We start from the raw sequence: 22,777 nt of genomic DNA on the forward strand, positions 1-22,777 counted from the left end.
CATTCCAGGGCATAGTGGTTTCCCGGCAAGGTTGGCTCGCCGGAAGTGTCAACCATGTCCCCGCACACCTGTCAGCTATGTGTCCGGTCTATACAGCTTGTGCAAAGAGAAAGTAACCAAAGAGAAAGCACCCCCGGCATCCGGCCCCGAGCGCTGCGCGCTCGGGGTGCGTTCGATCCATCGCTGCTCCAGGGGCCCGCTGCGATGGGCCGTCCATGGCCCAGCGCAGCTTTCGTCGCATCCATGCGACTCAACCCCCTCCGCACCGATTCCGCTCACCCTCCTGACGGGACTTCCAGTCCGTGCGCACCCGGAAATATATCGATCGGTTTGGTAGGGCGGGTGCAACCCGCGCGGCAACGGCGGGTTAGCTGGTTCGGCTGGCGACCAGGCCCCGTCAGGAGGCCGAGTGCAGGTGCTGTGCAGAGGGGCATTTGGCAGGGATGCCAAATGAGGAACGATGGGCCAGGGATGGCCCTTCGCGACGACCCTCGGAACAGCGCCGGAGCGAGGGCAGTCGAGCGCAGCGAGACCCGGATGCCGGGGGGTGTTTCTTTTGCTTACTTTTCTTTGCACAAGCAAAGAAAAGTGAGGCGCCCAGGAGGGCGCAACCCACCGGCTCGGCCCGCCACGACAATCGGCATGGCCTCTAAACCCAAGCCCCTCGGCATGGCCAGTCCGGCGCCAGGTTGCCGGGCGGGTTGCAGCCGCCCGGCCAGATTGCGCAGGGCGAGCGCAGCCGCCCAGCCTCAGCGCGGATACAGCGGCGGCAGCGGGCTGGTTTCGGCCTGGGTGGTGGTGGCGGTGGCCGGCGGCATGTTGCGGATGGCCTGCCACAGGTCCTTGCCATCCCAGCTCACCTCGCTGGGGCTGTACAGCACCCCGTTGAGCCCGTCGAGGGCTTCCGACAGCGGCGCAAAGCGCGCCGCCATGTCGGCCAGGGTTTCCGGTTGCTGGCGCGCCCAGGCATCCAGGGCCTGGCGGGTGAGGGCGGCATCGTTGGCCTGGCAGGCGCGCTTGAGTTCATCGAGCAGGGTGCGCGGGCTGGGCCCGGTCTGCACCGTGGCGACGATCGCCGGCTGCCGGCGCGCCCGCCACCAGAGGCCGAAGCCGAGCAGGGTGGTGCACAGCAACAGGCCGCTGGCCAGCTGCCAGGGCCACAGCAGGGGCTGGTTGCCGGCCACCAGCGTGGCCGGATCGCCGCTGGGTGCCTGGCCCAGCAACAGGCTCGGGTTGTCGCCGATCCTGAGGGTGCGGGCCGGCAGTGCGGTACGGATCAGGCGATCTTCCTCGGTGTTCCACCAGACCACCTCGATGGCCGGCAGGAGCAGCTCGCCACTCTGGGTCGGTACCAGCGCCTGGCGTTCTTCGCGGCTGCCGATCACCCCGTTGGCGCTGGTCTGGCTGGCCAACTTGGGCTGTTCCGGATAGTGGCGCAGGCCGCCGGGCAGGTTCTCCGGCAGCGGCGGCAGTTGCGCGGCCGACAGGCCGTCGACCTTCAGCAGCAGGCTGCGGGTCACCGATTCACCGACTTGCAGGTTGTCCGGCTCCGGGTTCCAGGCCTCGTTCAGGCTCAGTGCGCGCGCCGGCAACCAGGCCGCGTCGGCCGGGTAGCCGGCCGGTTTGGCCTTGACCTGCAGCGGGATGCTCGGCGACTTCAGCTGGGTCGGCTTGCCGAAGGACATGAAGCCGGAACTGTTCGAGCGATTCGCCAGGGTGGCGCTGAAGGTCAGCGCGGGGATGCTCAGCTCGCCACTCTTCTGCGGGAAGATCGCGTAGTTGAGTTCGATCACGCCATGCCGCACGCCGTTGATGTCCTTCTCGTAGGTGCGCGCGGCACCCAGTTGCTCGACGCGCGCGTCGGGCATTTTCAGCGGGGTCAGGCTGCTGTCGTTGTACAGCGATACCGAGTGGTAGATGCGCAGGGTCAGCACGGCCTGCGCCTGCACATAAACACTGTCGTGGTCGAGGCTGGCGTCGATGAAGATCGGTGCGCTGGAGGCGCTGGCGCTACCGTCGTCCTGGCTGACCTGCAGGCGGATCGGCTGGCTGCGCAGTTCACCCAGTTGCAGTGGCGGTATTTCCAGCTCGCCGCTGCGCCGCGGCCGCAGGCTGACCGTCCAGGTGGTGGTGGCGCTGGTGCTGCCATTGATGCTGCTGAGCTGGTTCAGCTGGCGACTGCCGAGCACTTCGAAGTCCTGCTCCAGCGGTGCCAGGTCGGGTTTGCCGAACAGTGTCGGGTCATCCGACTGCAGGCGCAGCTCGACGGTTTCGCCCTGGCTCAGGTGGCTGCGCTCGACGCTGGCGGTGAAGCTGGCGGCGCCGGCCTGGGCGGTCAGCAGAAGGAGCAGCAGGCTGCTGGCGAGCAGGGCTCTGGGGGAACGCATCATGGCAAATTTTCCTGGCGTTGTTGCTGTTCATACCAGAACTTGCGGCGCAGCAGTTCTGCCGGATCATCCGGAATCTGCCGCAGCCATTGTTCGAGGGCCTGGCGACTTTCCTCGTCCAGCGGTGGGGCGCTGTTGCCCGGTTCGGCGTCGCCCGGCTGGCCGGGCAACCCGGCGCCGGTTGCGCTCGGGGTGTGGGACGGGCGTCCGCGCGGGGCCTGGCCGGGATTGCCGTCAAGGCTCTCGCTGGCGGCGTCGGCCCCGGCCTGGCCGGCGCCGGTGGTCGGGTCGGTGGCGTTTTCCGCTGCCGCCGCCGGCTGCTTGCCGGCTGGCTCTGGCGTTGCCGGCGGCGTGCCTGGCTGGGCCGGCTGCCCGGCCTCGGCGCCCGCCTGCGCCGGCCCGGCGGCGGCTGCCTGCGGTGTGCTGGCGGGAGCCTCCGGCGTCTGCGCCTGCGGCCGGTCAGCCTTGCCCGGCGACGGTGACGGCGACGAACCTGGCGAGGCAGATGGCGGTTGCCGGGCGTCCTCGCCCGGCTGCCCGGCGGCTGCTTCCTGCGCCTGCTGCTGTTCTTTCTGCTGGCGCAGCAGGTCTTCGACCAGGGCCCTGTTCTGCCGTGCCTGGGCCAGCTCCGGATCGCGCTCCAGCGCGGTGTCGTAGGCGTCCAGTGCCGCTTCCAGGTCGCCATTTTGCGCCAGCGCGTTGCCGCGGTTGTAGTGGTCGGCGCTGCTGTCACCTTGATTGAAGCGGCTGGCGGCATCCGTGTATTTGCCCGCCTGGTACAGCGCGATACCTTGCCATTGCGGGTCGGCAAACTGCTCGGCGGCCGCGGCTGGCTGCTGTTTCTGCAGCAGCCGGGCACCCTGCTGGTCGGGGGTCAGCCACAGGTCGATGAACTCGAAGGCATACACCGGGCGCGGCATGACCAGCAGCAGCGGCAGCACCAGCAGCCAGCCACGGCGGCCGGCGCAGGCGGCGAGCAGCAGCAGCGGCAGCAGCAGCCAGTGGCCGGCGTCGGCCCACAGCTGCAGGCGGGTCGGTTCGCTGGCCTGGCGGGTGCTCTGCGCGCGCTCGAGCAAGTGCAGGCGATCGAGGTCGCGGTTGTCCAGGCTGGCACGGCTGTAACGGCCGCCGATGTCGCTGGCGAAGCGCTGCAGGGCGCCTTCGTCCAGGCGCGGCAGGAGGATGCCGCCGTTCTCGTCCTTGAGGAAGCTGCCGTCGGCCTGGAGGATCGGCGCGCCTTCGGGGGTGCCGACGCCGAGGATGTCCAGGCGGTTGTGCGGCTTGTCGAGCAGCTGGCGGATCGCCTGCTGTTCGGCGTCATCCAGGCGGGCGCTGATCAGCAGGATGCGGCCCTCGCCGTTGGCGCCCTGCTGCAGCAGCTGCAAGGCCCTGGCCACGCCGAGGTCGGCGCGCCGGCCGGGCACCGGCATGATCGACGGCTTCAACGCTTCGAGCAGGTTGCGCGCGGTCAGCAGGTCATCGGAAAGCGGTACCAGGCTGTGCGCGCTGCCGGCATACACGACGATCGCGGTCTGCGCGTCGCCGCGTGCCTCGAGCAGGTCGAGCAGCTTGCGCCGGGCCTGTTCCAGGCGGCTCGGCGGGGTGTCGCTGGCGAGCATTTCGGCGCTGAGGTCGAGTACCACCACCAGTGGGTCGGCGCGTTTCTGCGGGTGCTCCTCGACCTGCTGCCAGCTCGGCCCGAGCAGGGCCAGCAGGCCGAGCAGCCAGGCGGCGGCCAGCGCCAGCCAGGGCAGGCGACTGCGGCGCTGGTCGCCACCGAGCAGCAGGATCGGCTGGAAGGCTGGCGGGATCAGTGCCTGCCAGCGGCCGCTGCGGTGCGGGCGGTGCCACAGCTGCCAGCCCAGCCAGAGCAGCAGCGGCAGCAGGAGCAGCCAGCCGGGGCGCAACCAGTGCGGCCAGAGTGCGCTCATGGCTGCCTCCGCAGTAACCGGCGGGCCTGGCCGCGGGCTTTGTGCCAGGCCTGCGGCCACAGTTCGCCGGCCACCAGCAGCATGCTCAGCAGCATGGCCAGGCCCAGCGGCCAGGGAAACAGCGGTTGCGCCGGGCGCGCCTGGGTGGGTTGCTGGGCGACCGGCTCCAGTTGGTCGAGGACCTGGCTGATCTGCGCCAGTTCGCCGGCATCGCGGGCGCGGAAGTACTGGCCACCGGTGGCGGCGGCAATCGCAGTGAGTTGCGGCTCGTCGAGATCAAGGCCCGGATTCATCCCGAGCAACCCGCCAATGCCGCCGCTGGCGGGGTCGGCACCGATGCCGATGGTGTAGATCTTCACCCCTTGTTCGGCGGCCAGCTGGGCGGCGGTCAGCGGCTCGATCTGGCCGGCGGTGTTGGCGCCATCGGTCACCAGCACCAGCACGCGGCTCTGCGCCGGGCGTTCGCGCAGGCGCTTGACGCCCAGGCCGATGGCATCGCCGATGGCGGTGTTCTTCCCGGCGATGCCGATCAGCGCTTCCTCCAGCCAGGTCTTCACCGTCTGCCGGTCGAAGGTCAGCGGCGCCTGCAGGTAGGCCTGGGTGCCGAACAGGATCAGCCCGAGGCGATCACCCTGGCGGCCGTCGATGAACTCGCCGATCAGCCCCTTGACCAGTTCCAGGCGGCTGACTTCCTCGCCGTGCCAGCGCATGTCGGTGTAATCCATGGAGCCGGAGACATCCACCGCGAGCATCAGGTCGCGTCCGCTGGACGGCACCGGCAGGGGCTCGCCGACCCATTCCGGGCGCGCCGCGGCCAGCACCAGGAGCAGCCAGACCAGTACCAGCGGGGCGTGCTGGCGCAGGTCCGGCAGGGTCTTGCGGGCGCGCCGGCCGGCCAGGCTTTCCAGCTCGGCGAGGAAACTTACCTGCAGCGCGGCTTCGCCGCTGTCGGCCGGCGGCAGCAGCCGGCGCAGCAGCCAGGGCAGCGGCGCGAGCAGGAAGACCCACGGCCAGGTGAACTCAAACATGCTTGCGAATCCAGGTGTCCACGGACTTGTTCAGCCCCTCGATGGCGCCGGCATCGAGCTTGCACTGGGCACGATAGCCGCCGTCGACCAGCACCATCCAGCGCGTCAGGCCGGCAGCCGGGCAGCGGCTGTCGAGGAAGGCCAGCCAGGCACGGCCGCTGAGGGTGTGGCTGTGCTGGTTGGGGTAGTGCTCGCGGCACAGGCGCTTGAGCAGGGCATTCAGTTGCTGCAGCCAGAGCCCGGCCGGTTCGCCCGGCGCCGGCGGTTGCAGTTGCGCCAGTTCGTGCAGGGCGGCCTGGCGCAGCGGATCGAGTTCCTCGGCGCGGGTCGGCTGGCGCGGCTTGCGCCGGAGCCGGCCACGCAGCCACCAGAGGCCGCAGAACAGCAGCGGCAGGCCGATCAGCAGCAGCCACCAGCCGGGCGCGGGCGGCCACCAGGCGATGGCCGGTGGCGTGATCGGCGGCTGCAGCTGGTCGAGCGGGTTCACTGGCCGCTACCGCGCTGCTGCAACTGCTCGCGCAGCTGTTCGATCACCCCGGCGCGGGTGTGCAGCGGCAACAGCAGTACGCCGAGTTTCTGCGCCAGGCGCTGCCAGCGGGCCTGGCGGGCCTCGCCGAGGGCCTGGTAGCGCTGGCGCAGGTCGGCGTCCTGGGTGTCCAGTTCCAGCTCTGCGCTGCGTTCGGCAAAGCGCAGCAGGCCGGCCGCGGGCAGGGCATGGTCGAGCGCGTCGGAGAGCGGCAGCAGGAGCAGGTCGGTGTGCCGCGCCAGCAGGCTGAGTTGCTGCTCGGCGGTGTCGCTGAGCGCGCGCTCGTCACACAGGATCACCACCAGCGAGCCGGGCCGCAGCACCTCGCGGGCACGGCGCAGGGCCAGGCTGAAACCGTCGCGCTCGCTGGCAGGCGTGCCGGCGCTGAGGTGCTGGTTGGCGCGTACCAGCCAGTTGAGCAGTTGCAGCAGGCTCTGCTTGCTGCGCCGCGGGCGCACCTCATGCTGCTCGCTGTCGTTGAACACCAGCCCGCCGATACGGTCGTTGTGCCCCAGCGCCGCCCAGCCGAGCAGGCTCGCCGCGTGGGCGGCAATCACCGACTTGAGGGCCAGTCCGGAACCGAAGAACAGCCGCCGGCTTTGCTCGACGATGAGGAAGATCGGCCGTTCGCGTTCCTCGTGGAAGACCTTGGTGTGCGGTTCCTGGGTGCGCGCGGTGACGCGCCAGTCGATGGTGCGCACGTCGTCGCCGGGCTGGTAGGCGCGCACCTGGTCGAAGTCGATGCCGCGCCCGCGCAGCTTGGAATGGTGCAGGCCGATCAGCGGGCTGCGCCGTGCCGGGGTGGAGAAGATCTGCACCTCGTGCACGTGATGGCGCATGTTGATCAGCTCGGCGAGGCTGACGCGGATGCCCGCTTGGGCGGGTAGGCTATGCATGGCGCCAGGTGCTCAGGGCGGAGAGTCGGCAGGCGCGCAGCAGCCAGCGTTGCTTGTAGGAGCCAGCTTGCTGGCGATGCACTTTCCCCGGTTGATCGCCAGCAAGCTGGCTCCTACAGGGCCAGTGCAATAGAACCAGCCGCCTCACGCCACTGCCACCACATCAAGAATGCGCTGGATCACCCGGTCCTGGTCGATGCCGGCGGCTTCCGCCTCGAAGGAGAGAATCAGGCGGTGGCGCAGCACGTCGAACAGTACCGCCTGGATGTCTTCCGGGCTGACGAAGTCGCGTCCGGCCAGCCAGGCATGCGCGCGGGCGCAGCGGTCCAGCGAGATGGTGCCGCGCGGGCTGGCGCCGTAGGACAGCCATTCGGCCAGCTCGGCATCGAACTTGGCCGGGGTGCGCGAGGCCATCACCAGCTGCACCATGTATTCCTCCACCGCATCGGCCATGTGCAGGCCGAGGATTTCCTTGCGCGCGGCGAAGATGGTTTCCTGGGTGACCTTCTGTTCCGGGTGTGCCTCGCCGTTGAGCGCCACGCCGCGGGCCAGGTGCAGGATGCGCCGCTCGACCGCGGCGTCCGGGAAGCCGATGCGCACGTGCATGAGGAAGCGGTCGAGCTGGGCCTCGGGCAGCGGGTAGGTGCCTTCCTGCTCGATCGGGTTCTGCGTGGCCATCACCAGGAATAGCGGCGGCAGGTCATAGGTGCTGCGGCCGATCGACACCTGACGCTCGGCCATCGCCTCGAGCAGCGCCGACTGCACCTTGGCCGGGGCGCGGTTGATTTCGTCGGCCAGCACCAGGTTGTGGAAGATCGGCCCCTGCTGAAACACGAAGCTGCCGGTTTCCGGGCGGTAGATTTCCGTACCGGTGATGTCGGAGGGCAGCAGGTCGGGGGTGAACTGGATGCGGTGGAATTCGGCTTCCAGGCCTTCTGCGAGTTCCTTGATCGCCTTGGTCTTGGCCAGCCCCGGGGCGCCTTCGACCAGCAGGTGGCCGTCGGCGATCAGGGCGATCAGCAGGCGTTCGACCAGCTTTTCCTGGCCGAGGATCTGGCTGCTGAGGAAGTGCCGCAGTGCAACGAGGGCTTCTCGGTGTTCCATGTGTTGTTCTTCCACCACGGGTAGCTGACAGGGGTTGGGCGCAGGCGCGCGCCGTCACTTTAAAGCAATACGGGTCGCTTCGACCAACCGCTGTGCTGCAAGTTTCATTTGCCCGGGTAATGCCGGCGCGGCGAGCGCTGCGGGTATCCGCGCGCCCGGCCCGGCGTGCCGCCGGTGCAACAAAATGTCGCGCGCAGGCAAGCCCGCCCGGCCGCGCCTCGCTAAGCTCTGTGTCCAGCGTGACCGCTTGGTCATGGTGCGCCCGGCGGGATGATTCTGCCGGCTCACCTACACTTACCGGTCAATCACCCAGCCCGGCGGAGTACCACCATGGCGTTCTTCACAGCAGCCAGCAAATCCGATTTCCAGCAACAGTTGCGCGCCGCCCTGGCGCCGCATGTCAGCGAGCAGATCCTGCCGCAGCTGGCCCTGTTCGCCGAGGGCTTCTTCGGCATCGTGGCGCTGGAAGAGCTGACCCAGCGACGCCTGTCCGACCTGGTGGGCTCCACCCTGTCGGCCTGGCGGCTGATCCAGAACTTCAACCCGGCCGAGCCGCAAGTGCATGTGTTCAACCCGGATTTCGAAAAGCACGGCTGGCAGTCGACGCATGCCGCGGTGGAAGTCTTGCACCCGGATATCCCGTTCCTGGTCGACTCGGTGCGCATGGAGCTGAGCCGGCGCGGCTACAGCATCCATACCCTGCAGAACAGCGTGTTCAAGGTGCGCCGCAATGCCCAGGGCGAGTTGCTCGAACTGTATCCGCGCAGTGCCGAGGAGCCCGGCCTGGCGGCCGAGGCGCTGATGTTCCTGGAGATCGACCGCTGCGCCAGCACCGGTGCCCAGCGCACGCTGGAAAAGGCCCTGCAGGACGTGCTCGGCGATGTGCGGGTGGTGGTGGCCAGTTTTGCCCCGATCAAGGCCAAGGCGCAGTCACTGCTGGACGCCATGCAGAAGGCCGGCGGCAAGGCCCGCGACAAGGCGGAGCAGGGCGAGATCAACACCTTCCTGGCCTGGCTGCTGGATGACCATTTCACCTTCCTCGGCTACGAAGAATTCAGCGTGGTCGACGAGGCCGAGGGTGGCCGGGTGATTTACGCCGAGGATTCCCTGCTCGGGCTGTCCCGGCAGATGCGCAGCGGCCTGACCCCGGCTGACCTGCATGTCGAGGCGCAGGCCCTGGCCTACCTGCGCGAGCCGCTGCGCCTGTCGTTTGCCAAGGCCGCGCAGCCGAGCCGGGTGCACCGGCCGGCCTATCCGGACTATGTCTCGCTGCGCGAGATCGACAGCAAGGGCCGGGTGGTCAAGGAATGCCGCTTCATGGGCCTGTTCACCTCGGGCGCCTATTCCGCGAGCGTCAAGCAGATCCCCTATATCCGCGGCAAGGTGGCGGAAATTGCCGAGCGTTCCGGTTTCGACAGCAAGGGCCACCTGGGCAAGGAGCTGGAGCAGGTACTCGAGGTGCTGCCGCGCGACGACCTGTTCCAGACCCCGGTCGACGACCTGTTTGCCACCGCCATCAGCATCGTGCAGATCCAGGAGCGCAACAAGCTGCGCCTGTTCCTGCGGCGCGATCCCTACGGGCGCTTCGTCTATGCGCTGGTGTATGTGCCGCGCGATGTCTATTCCACCGAGACGCGCCTGAAGATCCAGCAGATCCTGATGGAGCGCCTGCAGGCCACCGACTGCGAGTTCTGGACGTTCTTCTCCGAGTCGCTGCTGGCGCGGGTGCAGTTCATCCTGCGGGTCGATCCGAAGAACCGCGTGCAGATCGATGTGCCGCTGCTGGAAAAGGAGGTGGTGCTGGCCTGCCGCTCGTGGAAGGACGATTTCGCCGACCTGATCGTCGAGAGCTTCGGCGAAGCCCAGGGCATGCATGTGCTGGGCGAGTTCCCCGGGGGCTTCCCGGCCGGCTATCGCGAGCGCTTCGCACCGAACTTCGCGGTGGTCGACATGCAGCACCTGCTCAGCCTGTCCGAGCAGCGTTCGCTGGTGATGAGCTTCTACCAGCCGCTCAGCCAGGGCGAGCAGCAGCTGCACTGCAAGCTGTACCACGCCGACACGCCGCTGCCGCTGTCGGATGTGCTGCCGATCCTGGAAAACCTCGGCCTGCGCGTACTCGGCGAGTTTCCCTTCCGCCTGCGCCGCGCCGACGGCCGCGAGTTCTGGATCCACGACTTCGCCTTCACCACGGTCGCCGGGCTGGACCTGGATATCCAGCAGCTCAACGACACCCTGCAGGATGCGTTCATTCATATCGTCAACGGCCAGGCCGAGAACGATGCCTTCAACCGCCTGGTGCTGACTGCCGCCATGCCCTGGCGCGAGGTGGCGCTGCTGCGTGCCTATGCGCGCTACCTCAAGCAGATCCGCCTGGGCTTCGACCTCAGCTATATCGCCAGTGCCCTGCTCAACCATGCCGAAATTGCCGGTGAGCTGGTGCGCCTGTTCAAGACCCGCTTCTACCTGGCCCGCAAGCTGACCAGCGCGGATCTGGAGGCGAAGCAGCAGAAGCTCGAGCAGGCGATCCTCGCCGCCCTGGACAATGTCGCGGTCCTCAACGAGGACCGTATCCTGCGGCGCTACCTGGACCTGATCAAGGCCACCCTGCGCACCAACTTCTACCAGGCCGATGCCCACGGTCAGGCAAAAGGCTATTTCAGCTTCAAGCTTGATCCGCGGGCGATTCCGGAGATTCCGCGGCCGGTGCCCAAGTACGAGATCTTCGTCTACTGCCCGCGCGTCGAGGGCGTGCACCTGCGCTTCGGCGACGTGGCGCGCGGCGGCCTGCGCTGGTCCGACCGCGAGGAGGACTTCCGCACCGAGGTGCTCGGCCTGGTCAAGGCGCAGCAGGTGAAGAACGCGGTAATCGTGCCGATGGGCGCCAAGGGCGGCTTCATCCCGCGGCGCCTGCCGGTGGGAGGCAGTCGCGACGAGATCCAGGCCGAGGGCATCGCCTGCTACCGCATCTTCATCAGCGGCCTGCTCGACATCACCGACAACCTCAAGGACGGCAAGGTAGTGCCGCCGGCCAATGTGGTCCGCCACGACGCTGACGACCCCTACCTGGTGGTGGCAGCCGACAAGGGCACCGCGACCTTCTCCGATATCGCCAACGGCATCGCCCTCGACTACGGTTTCTGGCTCGGCGATGCCTTCGCCTCGGGCGGCTCGGCCGGCTACGACCACAAGGGCATGGGCATCACCGCCAAGGGTGCCTGGGTCTCGGTGCAGCGGCACTTCCGCGAGCGCGGCATCGACGTGCAGAAGGACCTGACCACGGTGATCGGCATCGGTGACATGGCCGGCGACGTGTTCGGCAATGGCCTGCTGCTGTCGGACAAGCTGCAGCTGGTGGCCGCGTTCAACCACCAGCACATCTTCATCGACCCCGATCCGGATCCGGCCAAGAGCTTCGCCGAACGTCAGCGCCTGTTCGACCTGCCGCGTTCGAGCTGGGCCGATTACGACGCTGCGCTGATTTCCGCCGGCGGCGGGATCTTCCTGCGCAGTGCCAAGAGCATCCCGATTTCAGCGCAGATGCAGGCGCGCTTCGACATCCGTGCCGACAAGCTGGCGCCCAATGAACTGCTCAATGCCTTGCTCAAGGCGCCGGTCGACCTGCTGTGGAATGGCGGTATCGGCACCTACGTGAAATCCAGCCGCGAAAGCCACGCCGATGTCGGCGACAAGGCCAACGACGGCCTGCGCGTGAATGGCTGCGAGCTGCGCGCGAGGGTGGTGGGCGAGGGCGGCAACCTGGGCATGACCCAGCTGGGCCGGGTCGAATACTGCCTCAATGGCGGGGCGGGAAATACCGACTTCATCGACAACGCCGCCGGCGTCGACTGCTCCGACCATGAAGTGAACATCAAGATCCTGCTCAACGAGGTGGTCGGCGCCGGCGACATGACCGGCAAGCAGCGCAACCAGCTGCTGGCCGAGATGACCGATGCGGTGGGCAGCCTGGTGCTGGCCAACAACTACAAGCAGACCCAGGCGTTGTCGCTGGCCGAGCGTCTGGCGCATGAGCGGCTGTCCGAGTACAAGCGCCTGATGGCGGCGCTGGAAGCCGACGGCAAGCTCGACCGCGCGCTGGAGTTCCTGCCCGCCGACGATGAGCTCAGCGAGCGCGCCAGCAACGGCAAGGGCCTGACCCGGCCGGAGCTGTCGGTGCTGATTTCCTACAGCAAGATCGACCTCAAGGAAGCCCTGCTGAAATCGCGCGTGCCGGACGACGAGTACCTGGCCCGCGAGATGGAAACTGCCTTCCCGGCACGCCTGACCAGCAGCTTTGGCGAGGCCATGCGCCGCCACCGGCTGAAGCGCGAGATCGTCAGCACGCAACTGGCCAACGACCTGGTCAACCACATGGGCATCACCTTCGTGCAGCGCCTGAAGGAGTCCACCGGCATGAGCGCGGCCAACGTGGCCGGTGCCTATGTGATCGTGCGTGACGTGTTCCACCTGCCGCGCTGGTGGCAGCAGATCGAGGCGCTCGACTACCAGGTGCCGGCCGCCCTGCAGATGGCCCTGATGGACGACCTGATGCGCCTGGGCCGGCGGGCGACCCGCTGGTTCCTCCGCAGCCGGCGCAACGAGCTGGATGCGGCGCGCGATGTGGCGCATTTCGCGCCGAAGATCGTCGAGCTGGCGGGCAAGCTGGATGAGCTGCTCGAAGGCCCGGCGCGCGAGCAATGGCTGGCGCGGTACCAGTCCTTCGTCGAAGCCGGGGTGCCGGAAGAGCTGGCACGGATGGTCGCCGGAACCAGCCACCTGTACACCCTGCTGCCGATCATCGAGGCGGCGGATGTCACCGGACAGGATGCCGCCGCGGTGGCGGTGGCCTACTTCAGCGTGGGCAGCCGTCTGGAGTTGTCCTGGTACCTGCAGCAGATCAACGCGCTGCCGGTGGACAGCAACTGGCAGGCGCTGGCGCGGGAAGCCTTCCGCGACGACCTGGACTGGCAGCAGCGGGCGATCACCGTGTCGGTGCTGCAGTTGCAAAATGGCCCGAAAACCGTCGAGCAGCACGTGGACGACTGGCTGCAGCAGCACCGGGTGGCGGTGGCGCGCTGGCAGGCAATGCTGGCCGAACTGCGCGCGGCGACCAGCATCGACCATGCGATGTATGCCGTGGCCAACCGCGAACTGGTCGACCTGGCGCAGAGTGGCCAGCACGGGGTGTGCATACCCTGAGTCCGGGATTTTGCCTGGGCGGTTGCCGGTGCAGCGCAAGGTCGGCGTAGGGTGGGCTTCAGCCCACCCTTTGGCGCTGCCCGGTTTGGTGGGCTGAAGCCCACCCTACGCCCACCCTGCGCTGACCCTACAGCTGGCGCAGGAAGACGCAGATGTCGGGGGCGCCGGCCAGCAGCAGGCCTTCGCCCAGGGCGCTGGCCTCGGCACTGGACTTGGGCAGCAGGAGGAATTCCGCGGCGTCCGCCGCGGACATCAGGCTCAGGCGCGCATAGGGGATGCCACTGTCCACCAGCAGGCTCATGAACGGGGCATGGCTCCAGCTCTGCAGAGGCATGGCCAGGACATGGTAGTTCGCCTCGAGCCGGGCCAGCCCGGACGGGCTGATCCGGTAGCGGGTGAGTGCTGCCGGCAGGGTCACTTCCAGGCCGCGCCGCCGGGCATAGGCGATGGCGTTGGCAAAGGCTTCGACCTGCTGCTCGCCATTCCAGAACACCCGGTTGCCATGCCAGCTCGCCTGCAGCAGGTGGATTGGCTCGCGCAGGGCGAAGCGCGGCAGTGCCTGGCTGATCGCCTTGACGAAGTCCTTGTAGCTGATGATGCGCACCTGACGCTGTTCCAGCCCGGCCAGGTAATCCTCGAAACTGGCACAGGCTGGCGGGTTGTCCTTGCCGCCAGCCAGGCCGTCGATCAGGCGCAGATCAAAAGCCTCGAGCTGCTCGGTGTCCTGCTCGATCAGTTCGACCAGTGCCGCATGGGCGGCGCTCTTGTCATCCTGCACCGGGCCGGACAGTGCGCTGCGCGGCAGTTCCGGCAACAGCTGCAGGCGCGGGCCGCTGAGCCACCAGATGTTCGCTGGCGGCAGCGTGACCGGCCCGAAGGGCAGCTGCAGGGCGGCCGCACGCTCCAGCAGCAGGCGCGCGGAACGGCCGCTGAGGCCCAGGCGCTGGGTCAGGGCGCCGAGTCGTGAACTCATGCTTGGGGTGGGTGTGCTGCTCATGACCAGACAATAGCTCCTGCTGCGTCGGCGCAAGTGTGCCAGAGCAATACTGTGGCGCACAGGGGGCAGCCGCTGCAATTGGCGGGGCTGGCGGGCCGGCCGGCGCGGCTTGCCGCCGTGGGCAGGGGCCTCTGCGGGTGCCTGCCGCAGCGCGGCGCCTCGCCGGAACGGCCGGCTGGCGGCTATAATCGCCTTCCCCCTGGTGTCGAGCATTGTCCGTCCATGTATTCCCTGGCCCGCGAGTTGCTGTTCAAGCTGTCCCCGGAGACTTCCCATGAGCTGTCGATCGACCTGATCGGCGCCGCTGGCCGGCTCGGGCTTAACGGTCTGCTGTGCAATACCCCGCGCCTGCCAGTGACGGTGATGGGGCTGCAGTTTGCCAATCCGGTTGGCCTGGCCGCCGGCCTGGACAAGAACGGCGATGCCATCGACGGCTTTGCCCAGCTGGGTTTCGGCTTTATCGAGATCGGCACCGTCACCCCGCGCCCGCAGCCGGGCAATCCCAAGCCCCGGCTGTTCCGCCTGCCGGAGGCGACGGCGATCATCAACCGCATGGGTTTCAACAACCATGGCGTCGATCACCTGCTGGCGCGGGTCAAGGCCGCCAGGTATCGCGGCGTGCTGGGGATCAATATCGGCAAGAATTTCGATACCCCGGTCGAGCGCGCGGTGGATGACTACCTGCTGTGCCTGGACAAGGTCTACGCGCACGCCAGCTATGTCACGGTCAACGTCAGCTCGCCCAATACTCCGGGCCTGCGCAGCCTGCAGTTCGGCGATTCGCTCAAGCAGTTGCTCGAAGCCCTGCGCCGGCGCCAGGAAGACCTGGCTGCCGAGCACGGCAAACGCGTGCCGCTGGCGATCAAGATTGCCCCGGACATGAGCGACGAGGAAACCGTCGAGGTGGCCCGGGCGTTGCTGGAATCCGGCATGGACGGGGTGATTGCCACCAACACCACGCTGAGCCGGGTTGGCGTCGAAGGCCTGCGGTTCGCCGATGAGGCCGGCGGCCTGTCGGGTGCGCCGGTGCGCGAGCAGAGCACCCATGTGGTCCGGGTACTGGCGGCGGAACTGGGCGGCCGCTTGCCGATCATTGCCGCCGGCGGGATCACCGAAGGCCGGCATGCGGCGGAGAAGATCGCCGCCGGCGCCAGCCTGGTGCAGGTCTATTCCGGCTTCATCTACCGCGGGCCGGCGCTGATCGGCGAGGCCGTGGATGCGATTGCGGCGCTGCCGCACAAGGCTTGAGCGCGCAGGACTGGTGGGAAAACGCAAGCGCGCATTCTGCAGGAGCCAGCTTGCTGGCGAAATGGGCAATGCAAGAGCATCGCGAGCAAGCGCGCTCCTACGAACAGGCTTACCCGCGAACAGAGAGACAGGCAATAAAAAGGGCTCCTCGTGGGAGCCCTCTGGGCTTGCGCCCGCCGCCCGATTGGGGCGCGCTTTGAAGTCGGGAATGTCCTGGTCAGACAGCGTGAAGTTCGTTCAGACGATGGATGCCGGCAGTGCCGGTGAAACCGTCCCACTGGTCGCCACGGCCTTCACGCCAGCCGTTGATCCAGGCTTGCCGGGCAGAGGGATTGGATAAAGGACACAGATCGCGGGATTTACCATGAACGCCGTACTGATAACCACGCAAAAAAGCTCTTTCTAACGGATCACGCTTAAGTCTCTTCATAGGGTGTTGCCCTCATTATTGACTATGTACCCCATTTACCCTGTAGCAGGGTCTGGCAGGCTGCCAGTGGAGTTCGCTGCCGGCGTTGCGAATCTCCAGCCATCGGTATTGCGCCGACGGGTTAAGCTGAGTTCTAACCAAAGCCCGCGGGCAATGGAATGATTGATTTGTAATAAAAGGTGCCCGTCTAAGGCCGGAGTTGCTCTGGTGAGGGTAGCCTTGCTCGCCCGGTCATGCACAAGTCCCGGCCATTTGGGGCTTTACGCTGCACCGGGCATGGCTGACACAACTCTCCGGCGGCGGTTCGTCGGAGGGTTGATTCCGACGAAGGGTCATGGGATTCCTTGGTCGCTTATTTTTCGCCCTGCGGCCCTGGTCGCCGGGACTGACTGCCTAAGGCACTGGAAGCATTCATGTCGGACCGTTGCGAACTTATCCTGACCTGCCCGAAAAGCCTGGAAGGCCTGTTGCTCGAAGAGGCGACCAGCCTCGGGCTGGAAGACGCCCGCGAGCAGACCGCGGCGATTCGCGGCTTTGCCGACATGGCCACGGCCTATCGCCTGTGCCTCTGGTCGCGCCTGGCCAACCGCGTGCTGCTGGTGCTCAGGCGTTTTCCGGTCAGCGATGCGCAAAGCCTCTACGAGGGCGTGCTGGAAGTGGACTGGTTCGAGCACATGCTGCCGAGCAGTACCTTGGCGGTGGAATTCAGCGGCATGGGCTCGGGCATCGACAACACCCACTTCGGTGCGCTGAAGGTCAAGGATGCGGTGGTCGACAAGCTGCGCACGGCCAGTGGCGAGCGGCCCAGCGTGGAGAAGCTCAACCCGGACCTGCGCATCCACCTGCGCCTGGATCGTGGCGAGGCGGTGTTGTCGATCGATCTCTCCGGGCACAGCCTGCACCAGCGTGGTTACCGCTTGCAGCAGGGCGCTGCGCCGCTGAAGGAAAACCTCGCCGCGGCGATCCTGATTCGCGCCGGCTGGCCGAAGCTGGCCGCCGAAGGCGCGGCGCTGGCCGACCCGATGTGCGGGGTGGGCACCTTCCTGGTCGAGGCCGGCATGATTGCCGCCGACATCGCGCCGAATCTCAAGCGCGAGCTGTGGGGCTTCACCCACTGGCTCGGCCATGTGCCGGCGCTGTGGAGCAAGCTGCACGCCGAAGCCGTCGAGCGCGCGGCGGTTGGCCTGGCCAGGGCGCCATCGTGGATTCGCGGCTACGAGGCCGATCCGCGGCTGATCCAGCCGGCGCGCAACAACATCGAGCGCGCCGGACTGAGCCACTGGATCAAGGTCTACCAGGGCGAACTGGCAACCTTCGAGCCGCGTCCCGACCACAACCAGACCGGCCTGGTGGTGTGCAACCCGCCCTATGGCGAGCGTTTGGGCGATGAAGCCAGCCTGCTGTACCTCTATCAGCACCTGGGCGAGCGCCTGCGCCAGGCCTGCCTGGGCTGGGAGGCCGCGGTGTTTACCGGCGCGCCCGAACTGGGCAAGCGCATGGGCCTGCGCAGCCACAAGCAATACGCCTTCTGGAACGGCGCGCTGCCATGCAAGCTGTTGCTGTTCAAGGTGCAGCTGGAACAGTTCGTCACCGGCGAGCGGCGCCCGGCCGAGCGCGCGGTCGCCGGCGAAACGCAGCCGGCGGAAAAGCCCGAAACGCAGGTTCCAGCCGCGCCGCAGCAGGCGCGGTTGTCCGAAGGCGGGCAGATGTTTGCCAATCGCCTGCAGAAGAACCTCAAGCAACTGGGCAAGTGGGCGCGCAAGGAAGGCGTGCAGTGCTACCGCCTGTACGACGCCGACATGCCGGAATACGCGGTGGCCGTCGACCTGTACGGCGACTGGGTGCACGTGCAGGAATACGCGCCGCCGCGCAGCATTGACCCGGACAAGGCGCAGGGCCGTCTGCTCGATGCGCTGGCGGCGATTCCGGTGGCCCTCGGTATTTCCTCGGACAAGGTGGTGATCAAGCGTCGTGAGCGCCAGTCCGGCCCCAAGCAGTATCAGCGCCAGGGCACCCAGGGCAACTTCCTGGAGGTCAGCGAGGGCGGGGTGAAGCTGCTGGTCAACCTGACCGACTATCTGGATACCGGGCTGTTTCTCGACCACCGGCCGCTGCGCCTGCGCATTCAGAAAGAAGCCGCCGGCAAGCGCTTCCTCAACCTGTTCTGCTACACCGCGACCGCTACCGTGCATGCCGCCAAGGGTGGCGCGCGCAGCACCACCAGCGTCGACCTGTCGAAAACCTACCTGGACTGGGCGCGGCGCAACCTGTCGCTGAACGGCTTCTCCGACAAGCAGAAGCTCGAGCATGCCGACGTGATGGCCTGGCTGGCGGCGGATCGCGGCGAGTACGACCTGATCTTCATCGACCCGCCGACCTTCTCCAACTCCAAGCGCGTCGAGGGGGTGTTCGATGTGCAACGCGACCAGGTGTTGTTGATCGACCTGGCCATGGCGCGGCTGGCGCCAGGCGGGGTGCTGTATTTCTCCAACAACTTCCGCAAGTTCGAGCTGGATCCGGGGTTGCTGAGCCGCTACCGCGTGGAGGACATCAGTGCTGCGACGCTGGATCCGGATTTTGCGCGCAATCCGAAGATCCATCGCGCGTGGCGTTTCCAGGGCTGAGGGTTGTAGCGAATGGGTAATCCGCGGCGGATTTTGTTCTGCGTGGCGTCGGCACCGAGCATTGCCGCCGCCTATTCCCCGACACCCGGCTAGGGGTTGCGTGCCGGCGCGAAACCCGGATGCCGGGGTGTGTTTCTTTGCCTGGCTTTCTTTACCCAAGCAAACGCAGCGCAGCGGAGTAGCAGCCGCAGGCTGGGCGAGCGCAGCGAGTAGTGCAGGCGCTGTGCAGTCCGGTAGGGCGGGTTGCACCCGGCCTGCGCAAGCGCCCGGCATTGCCTGGCGCAGCCGAAACAAAAGCATCTGCTTGCCAATTCACCCTGCACACCAGACCAGGCCAGCCTGACCCACCGACTCACTGGTCGTCAAAGAACCGCTCGTGCCACTCCAGCACCGGCACCGGCGCATCCAGCTTCTTGCCGTAGATCACCGAGTAGGCCAGCACGTTCTGCACATACTGGCGAGTTTCGTCAAAGGGGATGGTTTCCACCCACACATCGGCCGGCAGGTGGTCGGCATTTTTCAGCCACTTGCGCACGTTCCCCGCGCCGGCGTTGTAGGCGGCCGAGGCCAGCACGCGGTTGCCGTTGAACTGGCCGTAGACCTGGCTCAGGTAGGCCGCGCCGAGCTGGATATTGACGTTGGGGTTGAGCACCTGTTGCGGCGAGGACAGCGGGATGCCGAAGCGCTTGGCAGTTTCCTTGGCGGTGGCCGGCATCAGCTGCATCAGGCCCATGGCGCCGACCCCCGACTTGGCATCGGCCATGAACGCGCTTTCCTGGCGGGTAATGGCGAACACCCAGCTGGAATGCAGGTTGCGGTTGCGCGCCTCGCGGGTCAGGGTGGCCTGGTAGGCCATCGGGAAGCGGATATCCAGGTCGTCCCAGTACTGCGCCTGGCTGATGCTGCGGATCGCCGGGAAATACCATTGCTGCTCGTAGGCCAGGCGCGCCTGGGCCACCAGTTCCTCGCGGCTGAACAGGCGGCTGACGTGGTACCACTCGCGGCGGCCATCGACGATCTGGCCGCGGGCATGGAACTCCAGGGCGCGGCGGATGCCGGCGGTGTTGCGGACCTTCTGTATGACCTTGGGTGGAATCAGCATTGGCTGGTTGTTCAACTGGTAGGGCTGCTTGACCTGATCCGCTGCCAGGAAGCCGTAGAAGTCGCGCTCGCCGGCCAGCGGCTGGTAGATCCCGGCCGACAGCGGGTTCTGCGGCTGTGCCAGTTGCAGGCTGCGCGCCTGCCAGTAGCGCCAGCGCGGCGTTTGCGCGAGGTCTGCCGGCAACTGGCGGGTCAGGGCATAGGCATCGTTCCAGCGGCCCAGGCGCAGCAGCAGGCGCGCGCGCCATTCGCTGACCGTGTTGTCGCGCAGTTCGGGGTCGTATTGCACCATGACCTTCAGCGCGCGGGCGTCGAAGCGCTTGGCCAGGGTCAGGCCGATGGCGCGGGCGATGGCGACCTTTTCCTCGGCGGAGAAGGGCAGGCGGGCGCCATACACCTCCAGCAGGTCGATCGCCTGTTCGGGGTTTTGCCGGGCCAGGCGGCGCAGGCCGAGGCCGACGATGTCGGCCATCTGCCGGTCGGCGGGGACGAAGGTGCCGCTCTGGCGCAGCATCTGCGGTTTCTGCGCGACCTCGACCAGCAGTTTGCCGGGGCTGGCGAGGGCCGGCGCATTGCGCACCAGGGAGCTGGCCAGGCCGTACTGGCCGGCTTCGGCGGCCAGCTTGGCGCGTTGCCAACGCAGGGCGTCGCTCAGGCCGCCGCGCTGTTGCCACTGGCTGAACAGGGCATCGCAGGCTTCCGGCTGGGACTTGCCGACCAGCCAGAGCTTTTGCGCCTGGGCGCTGGCTTCTGCCGGCAGGTTGCTGCGGAACAGGTACTGGCCGTAGAGGCAGTCCAGTTCGGTGAAATTCAGCGCCGGGTCGTAATGGTTGGCAAAGGTCGTCCATTCGCCACGCTCGGCCAGCCAGCGCAGCCAGCGCAGTTTCATCCAGCCGACCTGCGGCAGGTCGCCATGCTCGGCGAGGAACTTCTCGATTTCCGCGTTGCTCGCCTGCTTCAGGCGGGCGGTCAGCTCGTCGTAGGCCAGGTAGGGTTCCAGCGGGTAGCTGCGCAGGGCGTTGGCGTACAGCCGGTAGGGACCATTGTTGCCCTTGGCCAGGGCGCGTTTGGCTTCGTCGTACATCTGCCGTTGCTGGGCCAGGCTGGCTGCCTGTACTTCGCTGACAAGGACGGGGCAGAGCAGCAGGCAGAGCAGCCAACAGGCATATAAATTAAAAGCGGGCAGACGAACGTGCATGACACTTCCGGAAACGGGGTAAAGGCAGCTGCCTGGCCAGAAATGGCCGGCGGCAGTTGAGCAGGCGGCTAGCTTAGCCGGTTGCCCGCCAGGGTTGAAAGCGCCGGATGAACCGCTGGTGCAACTTGCAAAAATGCCGGCCTTGGCGGCGGGCAACTCGGTTAGAATGCGCGCCCTGTTTTCGGAGACGCCCATGACCCTGCTCAAATTCACCGATGTATCGCTGGCCTTCGGCGCCATGCCGCTGCTGGACCGGGTGTCCTGGCAGATCGCCCGTGGCGAGCGGGTCTGCATCATCGGTCGCAACGGCACCGGCAAGTCCAGCCTGCTGCGGCTGGTCAAGGGTGAACAGGCGGCCGATGACGGCGAAATCTGGCGCGCGCCCGGGCTGAAGATCGGCGAATTGCCGCAGGAACTGCCGCCGGCCGACGAACGGACGGTGTTCGATGTGGTGGCCGAGGGCCTGGCCGGGGTCGGCGAGCTGCTCGCCCGCTACCATCACCTGAGCCAGAACATCCATACCGACGAAGACCTCAACCAGCTGATGCATGTGCAGCAGGAGCTGGAGGCGAAAGATGGCTGGCGCCTGCAGCAACTGGTGGACAGCACCCTGAGCCGCCTGCAGCTGCCGGCCGACAAGACCCTGGCCGAGCTGTCCGGTGGCTGGCGGCGCCGCGTGCTGCTGGCGCAGGCGCTGGTGTCCGAGCCGGACCTGCTGTTGCTCGACGAGCCGACCAACCACCTGGATATCGGTGCCATCGCCTGGCTGGAAGATGCGCTGCTCAATTTCAACGGCGCCGTGCTGTTCATCACCCACGACCGGGCCTTCCTGCAGAGTCTGGCCACGCGCATTCTCGAACTGGATCGCGGCGGGCTGATCGACTGGAATGGCGACTACGCCAGCTTCCTGGTGCACAAGGACCATCAGCTGGCCGCCGAAGAAACCGCCAATGCCCTGTTCGACAAGCGCCTGGCCCAGGAGGAAGTGTGGATTCGCCAGGGCATCAAGGCCCGGCGCACGCGCAACGAAGGCCGGGTACGGGCCCTGAAGGAGCTGCGCAAGGAGCGCAGCGAACGCCGCGAGCGCCAGGGCAAGGCGAATATCCAGCTGGAAACCGCGGACAAGTCGGGCAAGCAGGTGATGGTGGTCGACCACGTCAGCTTCGCCTATCCCGGCGAAGCGCCGCTGGTGCGCGATTTTTCCTTCGTCCTGCAGCGCCAGGACCGCATTGGCCTGCTCGGCGCCAACGGCACCGGCAAGACCAGCCTGCTCAAGCTGCTGCTTGGCGACCTGCAACCGACCAGTGGCAAGATCGAGGTCGGCACCAAGCTGGAGGTGGCCTATTTCGATCAGCTGCGGCACCAGCTGGAGCCGGAAAAGACCGTGGTCGACAACGTCGCCGAGGGCCGCGACTTCATCACCATCGACGGCCAGAGCCGGCACGTGCTGAGCTACCTGGGCGATTTCCTGTTCAGCCCGCAGCGGGCACGCACGCCGGTCAAGGCGTTGTCCGGCGGCGAGCGCGCGCGCCTGCTGCTGGCCAAGCTGTTCAGCAAGCCGGCCAACCTGCTGGTGCTGGATGAGCCGACCAACGACCTCGACGTAGAAACCCTCGAATTGCTGGAAGAGGTGTTGCTGGGGTTCCAGGGCACGGTGCTGATGGTCAGCCACGACCGGGCCTTCCTCGACAATGTGGTGACCAGCACCCTGGTCTTCGAAGGCGATGGCGTGGTGCGCGAGTATGTCGGCGGCTATCAGGACTGGTTGCGCCAGGGCGGCTCGCCGCGCCTGCTCGGCGTGGTCGAGGCGCGCGAGAGCAAGCCGCCGGCCGCTCCCGCGCAAGCCGCTCCGGCAGGCGCTGCGGTGAATCTCGAAGCACCGAAGAAAAAACTGAGCTACAAGCTACAGCGCGAGCTTGAGGCGATCCCGGCGCAGATCGACCAGCTGGAGACGCAGCTGGCCGCCCTGCAGCAGGACATCGCCGCGCCGGCGTTCTACCAGCGCCCGGCGGCGGAAACCCAAGCGGTACTGGCGCGCATGCAGGACCTGCAGCTGCAGCTGGACAAGGTGCTGGAGCGCTGGGCAGAACTGGAAGCCTGAAACGGAGAAA

General features: G+C 67.2%; 13 protein-coding genes. 4 read left to right on the forward strand and 9 right to left on the reverse strand.

From position 1 onward, the window contains the following. Positions 1–749: 749 nt before the first annotated feature. From ISX93_RS14465 to ISX93_RS14490, 6 genes are all read right to left on the reverse strand, one after another. On the reverse strand, positions 750–2,390 hold the full coding sequence (locus ISX93_RS14465; RefSeq protein WP_195779453.1) for a BatD family protein: 1,641 nt from the start codon (positions 2,388–2,390) through the stop codon (positions 750–752). Further along, entirely contained in the window at positions 2,387–4,318 is a 1,932-nt protein-coding gene (locus tag ISX93_RS14470; RefSeq protein WP_229732223.1) for a VWA domain-containing protein, read from the reverse strand. Before ISX93_RS14470 ends, ISX93_RS14465 begins: the two co-directional genes overlap by 4 nt. Beyond that, positions 4,315–5,346, reverse strand: a complete 1,032-nt coding sequence (locus tag ISX93_RS14475) for a vWA domain-containing protein (RefSeq protein ID WP_195779454.1) — start codon at positions 5,344–5,346, stop codon at positions 4,315–4,317. Before ISX93_RS14475 ends, ISX93_RS14470 begins: the two co-directional genes overlap by 4 nt. Beyond that, the gene (locus ISX93_RS14480; protein WP_195779455.1) at positions 5,339–5,833 is read right to left on the reverse strand and encodes a DUF4381 domain-containing protein; all 495 of its coding nucleotides are present in this window, start codon (positions 5,831–5,833) and stop codon (positions 5,339–5,341) included. The genes ISX93_RS14475 and ISX93_RS14480 overlap by 8 nt, the downstream gene beginning before the upstream one ends. Further along, positions 5,830–6,768: a DUF58 domain-containing protein gene (locus tag ISX93_RS14485; RefSeq protein WP_195779456.1), complete on the reverse strand. Its 939-nt coding sequence runs from the start codon at positions 6,766–6,768 to the stop codon at positions 5,830–5,832. The genes ISX93_RS14480 and ISX93_RS14485 overlap by 4 nt, the downstream gene beginning before the upstream one ends. A 144-nt stretch (positions 6,769–6,912) precedes the next feature. After that, positions 6,913–7,872 (reverse strand): AAA family ATPase, encoded by a 960-nt coding sequence (locus tag ISX93_RS14490; RefSeq protein ID WP_195779457.1) that lies wholly within the window; start codon positions 7,870–7,872, stop codon positions 6,913–6,915. A 330-nt stretch (positions 7,873–8,202) separates the two neighbouring features. On the opposite strand from ISX93_RS14490, the gene ISX93_RS14495 reads away from it, so the two are divergent. Next, positions 8,203–13,068, forward strand: a complete 4,866-nt coding sequence (locus tag ISX93_RS14495) for an NAD-glutamate dehydrogenase (RefSeq protein WP_195779458.1) — start codon at positions 8,203–8,205, stop codon at positions 13,066–13,068. A gap of 127 nt (positions 13,069–13,195) precedes the next feature. Here ISX93_RS14495 and ISX93_RS14500 read toward each other — a convergent pair whose 3' ends face one another. Continuing rightward, positions 13,196–14,065 carry a DUF6685 family protein gene (locus tag ISX93_RS14500; protein ID WP_195779459.1) on the reverse strand — a complete coding sequence of 290 codons (870 nt, stop codon included), beginning with the start codon at positions 14,063–14,065 and terminating at the stop codon, positions 13,196–13,198. Positions 14,066–14,287: 222 nt separating this feature from the next. Between ISX93_RS14500 and ISX93_RS14505 the strand changes: the two genes are divergently transcribed. Continuing rightward, complete coding sequence (locus ISX93_RS14505; protein ID WP_195779460.1) at positions 14,288–15,313, forward strand: quinone-dependent dihydroorotate dehydrogenase; 1,026 nt, start codon at positions 14,288–14,290, stop codon at positions 15,311–15,313. 217 nt (positions 15,314–15,530) lie between these two features. On the opposite strand, the gene rmf is transcribed toward ISX93_RS14505, so the two are convergent. Further along, positions 15,531–15,743, reverse strand: coding sequence for a ribosome modulation factor (gene rmf, locus ISX93_RS14510; protein WP_195779461.1), 213 nt, complete (start codon positions 15,741–15,743; stop codon positions 15,531–15,533). A gap of 413 nt (positions 15,744–16,156) precedes the next feature. Here rmf and rlmKL point away from each other — a divergent pair, with 413 nt between their 5' ends. Then, complete coding sequence (rlmKL, locus tag ISX93_RS14515) at positions 16,157–18,367, forward strand: bifunctional 23S rRNA (guanine(2069)-N(7))-methyltransferase RlmK/23S rRNA (guanine(2445)-N(2))-methyltransferase RlmL (RefSeq protein ID WP_195779462.1); 2,211 nt, start codon at positions 16,157–16,159, stop codon at positions 18,365–18,367. A gap of 352 nt (positions 18,368–18,719) precedes the next feature. On the opposite strand, the gene ISX93_RS14520 is transcribed toward rlmKL, so the two are convergent. Next, entirely contained in the window at positions 18,720–20,666 is a 1,947-nt protein-coding gene (locus tag ISX93_RS14520) for a transglycosylase SLT domain-containing protein (RefSeq protein WP_195779463.1), read from the reverse strand. A 193-nt stretch (positions 20,667–20,859) separates the two neighbouring features. On the opposite strand from ISX93_RS14520, the gene ISX93_RS14525 reads away from it, so the two are divergent. Beyond that, positions 20,860–22,767: an ATP-binding cassette domain-containing protein gene (locus tag ISX93_RS14525; RefSeq protein ID WP_195779464.1), complete on the forward strand. Its 1,908-nt coding sequence runs from the start codon at positions 20,860–20,862 to the stop codon at positions 22,765–22,767. Positions 22,768–22,777 lie beyond the last annotated feature (10 nt).

Source organism: Pseudomonas sp. N040, assembly GCF_015637705.1.
GTDB lineage: Bacteria > Pseudomonadota > Gammaproteobacteria > Pseudomonadales > Pseudomonadaceae > Aquipseudomonas.

Bases quoted from the DNA above. Each gene is read 5' to 3' on its own strand.
- ISX93_RS14465 (WP_195779453.1), bottom strand. From the start codon at position 2,390: ATGATGCGTTCCCCCAGAGCCCTGCTCGCCAGCAGCCTGCTGCTCCTT.
- ISX93_RS14470 (WP_229732223.1), bottom strand. From the start codon at position 4,318: ATGAGCGCACTCTGGCCGCACTGGTTGCGCCCCGGCTGGCTGCTCCTG.
- ISX93_RS14475 (WP_195779454.1), bottom strand. From the start codon at position 5,346: ATGTTTGAGTTCACCTGGCCGTGGGTCTTCCTGCTCGCGCCGCTGCCC.
- ISX93_RS14485 (WP_195779456.1), bottom strand. From the start codon at position 6,768: ATGCATAGCCTACCCGCCCAAGCGGGCATCCGCGTCAGCCTCGCCGAG.
- ISX93_RS14490 (WP_195779457.1), bottom strand. From the start codon at position 7,872: ATGGAACACCGAGAAGCCCTCGTTGCACTGCGGCACTTCCTCAGCAGC.
- ISX93_RS14495 (WP_195779458.1), top strand. From the start codon at position 8,203: ATGGCGTTCTTCACAGCAGCCAGCAAATCCGATTTCCAGCAACAGTTG.
- ISX93_RS14500 (WP_195779459.1), bottom strand. From the start codon at position 14,065: ATGAGCAGCACACCCACCCCAAGCATGAGTTCACGACTCGGCGCCCTG.
- ISX93_RS14505 (WP_195779460.1), top strand. From the start codon at position 14,288: ATGTATTCCCTGGCCCGCGAGTTGCTGTTCAAGCTGTCCCCGGAGACT.
- rmf (WP_195779461.1), bottom strand. From the start codon at position 15,743: ATGAAGAGACTTAAGCGTGATCCGTTAGAAAGAGCTTTTTTGCGTGGT.
- rlmKL (WP_195779462.1), top strand. From the start codon at position 16,157: ATGTCGGACCGTTGCGAACTTATCCTGACCTGCCCGAAAAGCCTGGAA.
- ISX93_RS14520 (WP_195779463.1), bottom strand. From the start codon at position 20,666: ATGCACGTTCGTCTGCCCGCTTTTAATTTATATGCCTGTTGGCTGCTC.
- ISX93_RS14525 (WP_195779464.1), top strand. From the start codon at position 20,860: ATGACCCTGCTCAAATTCACCGATGTATCGCTGGCCTTCGGCGCCATG.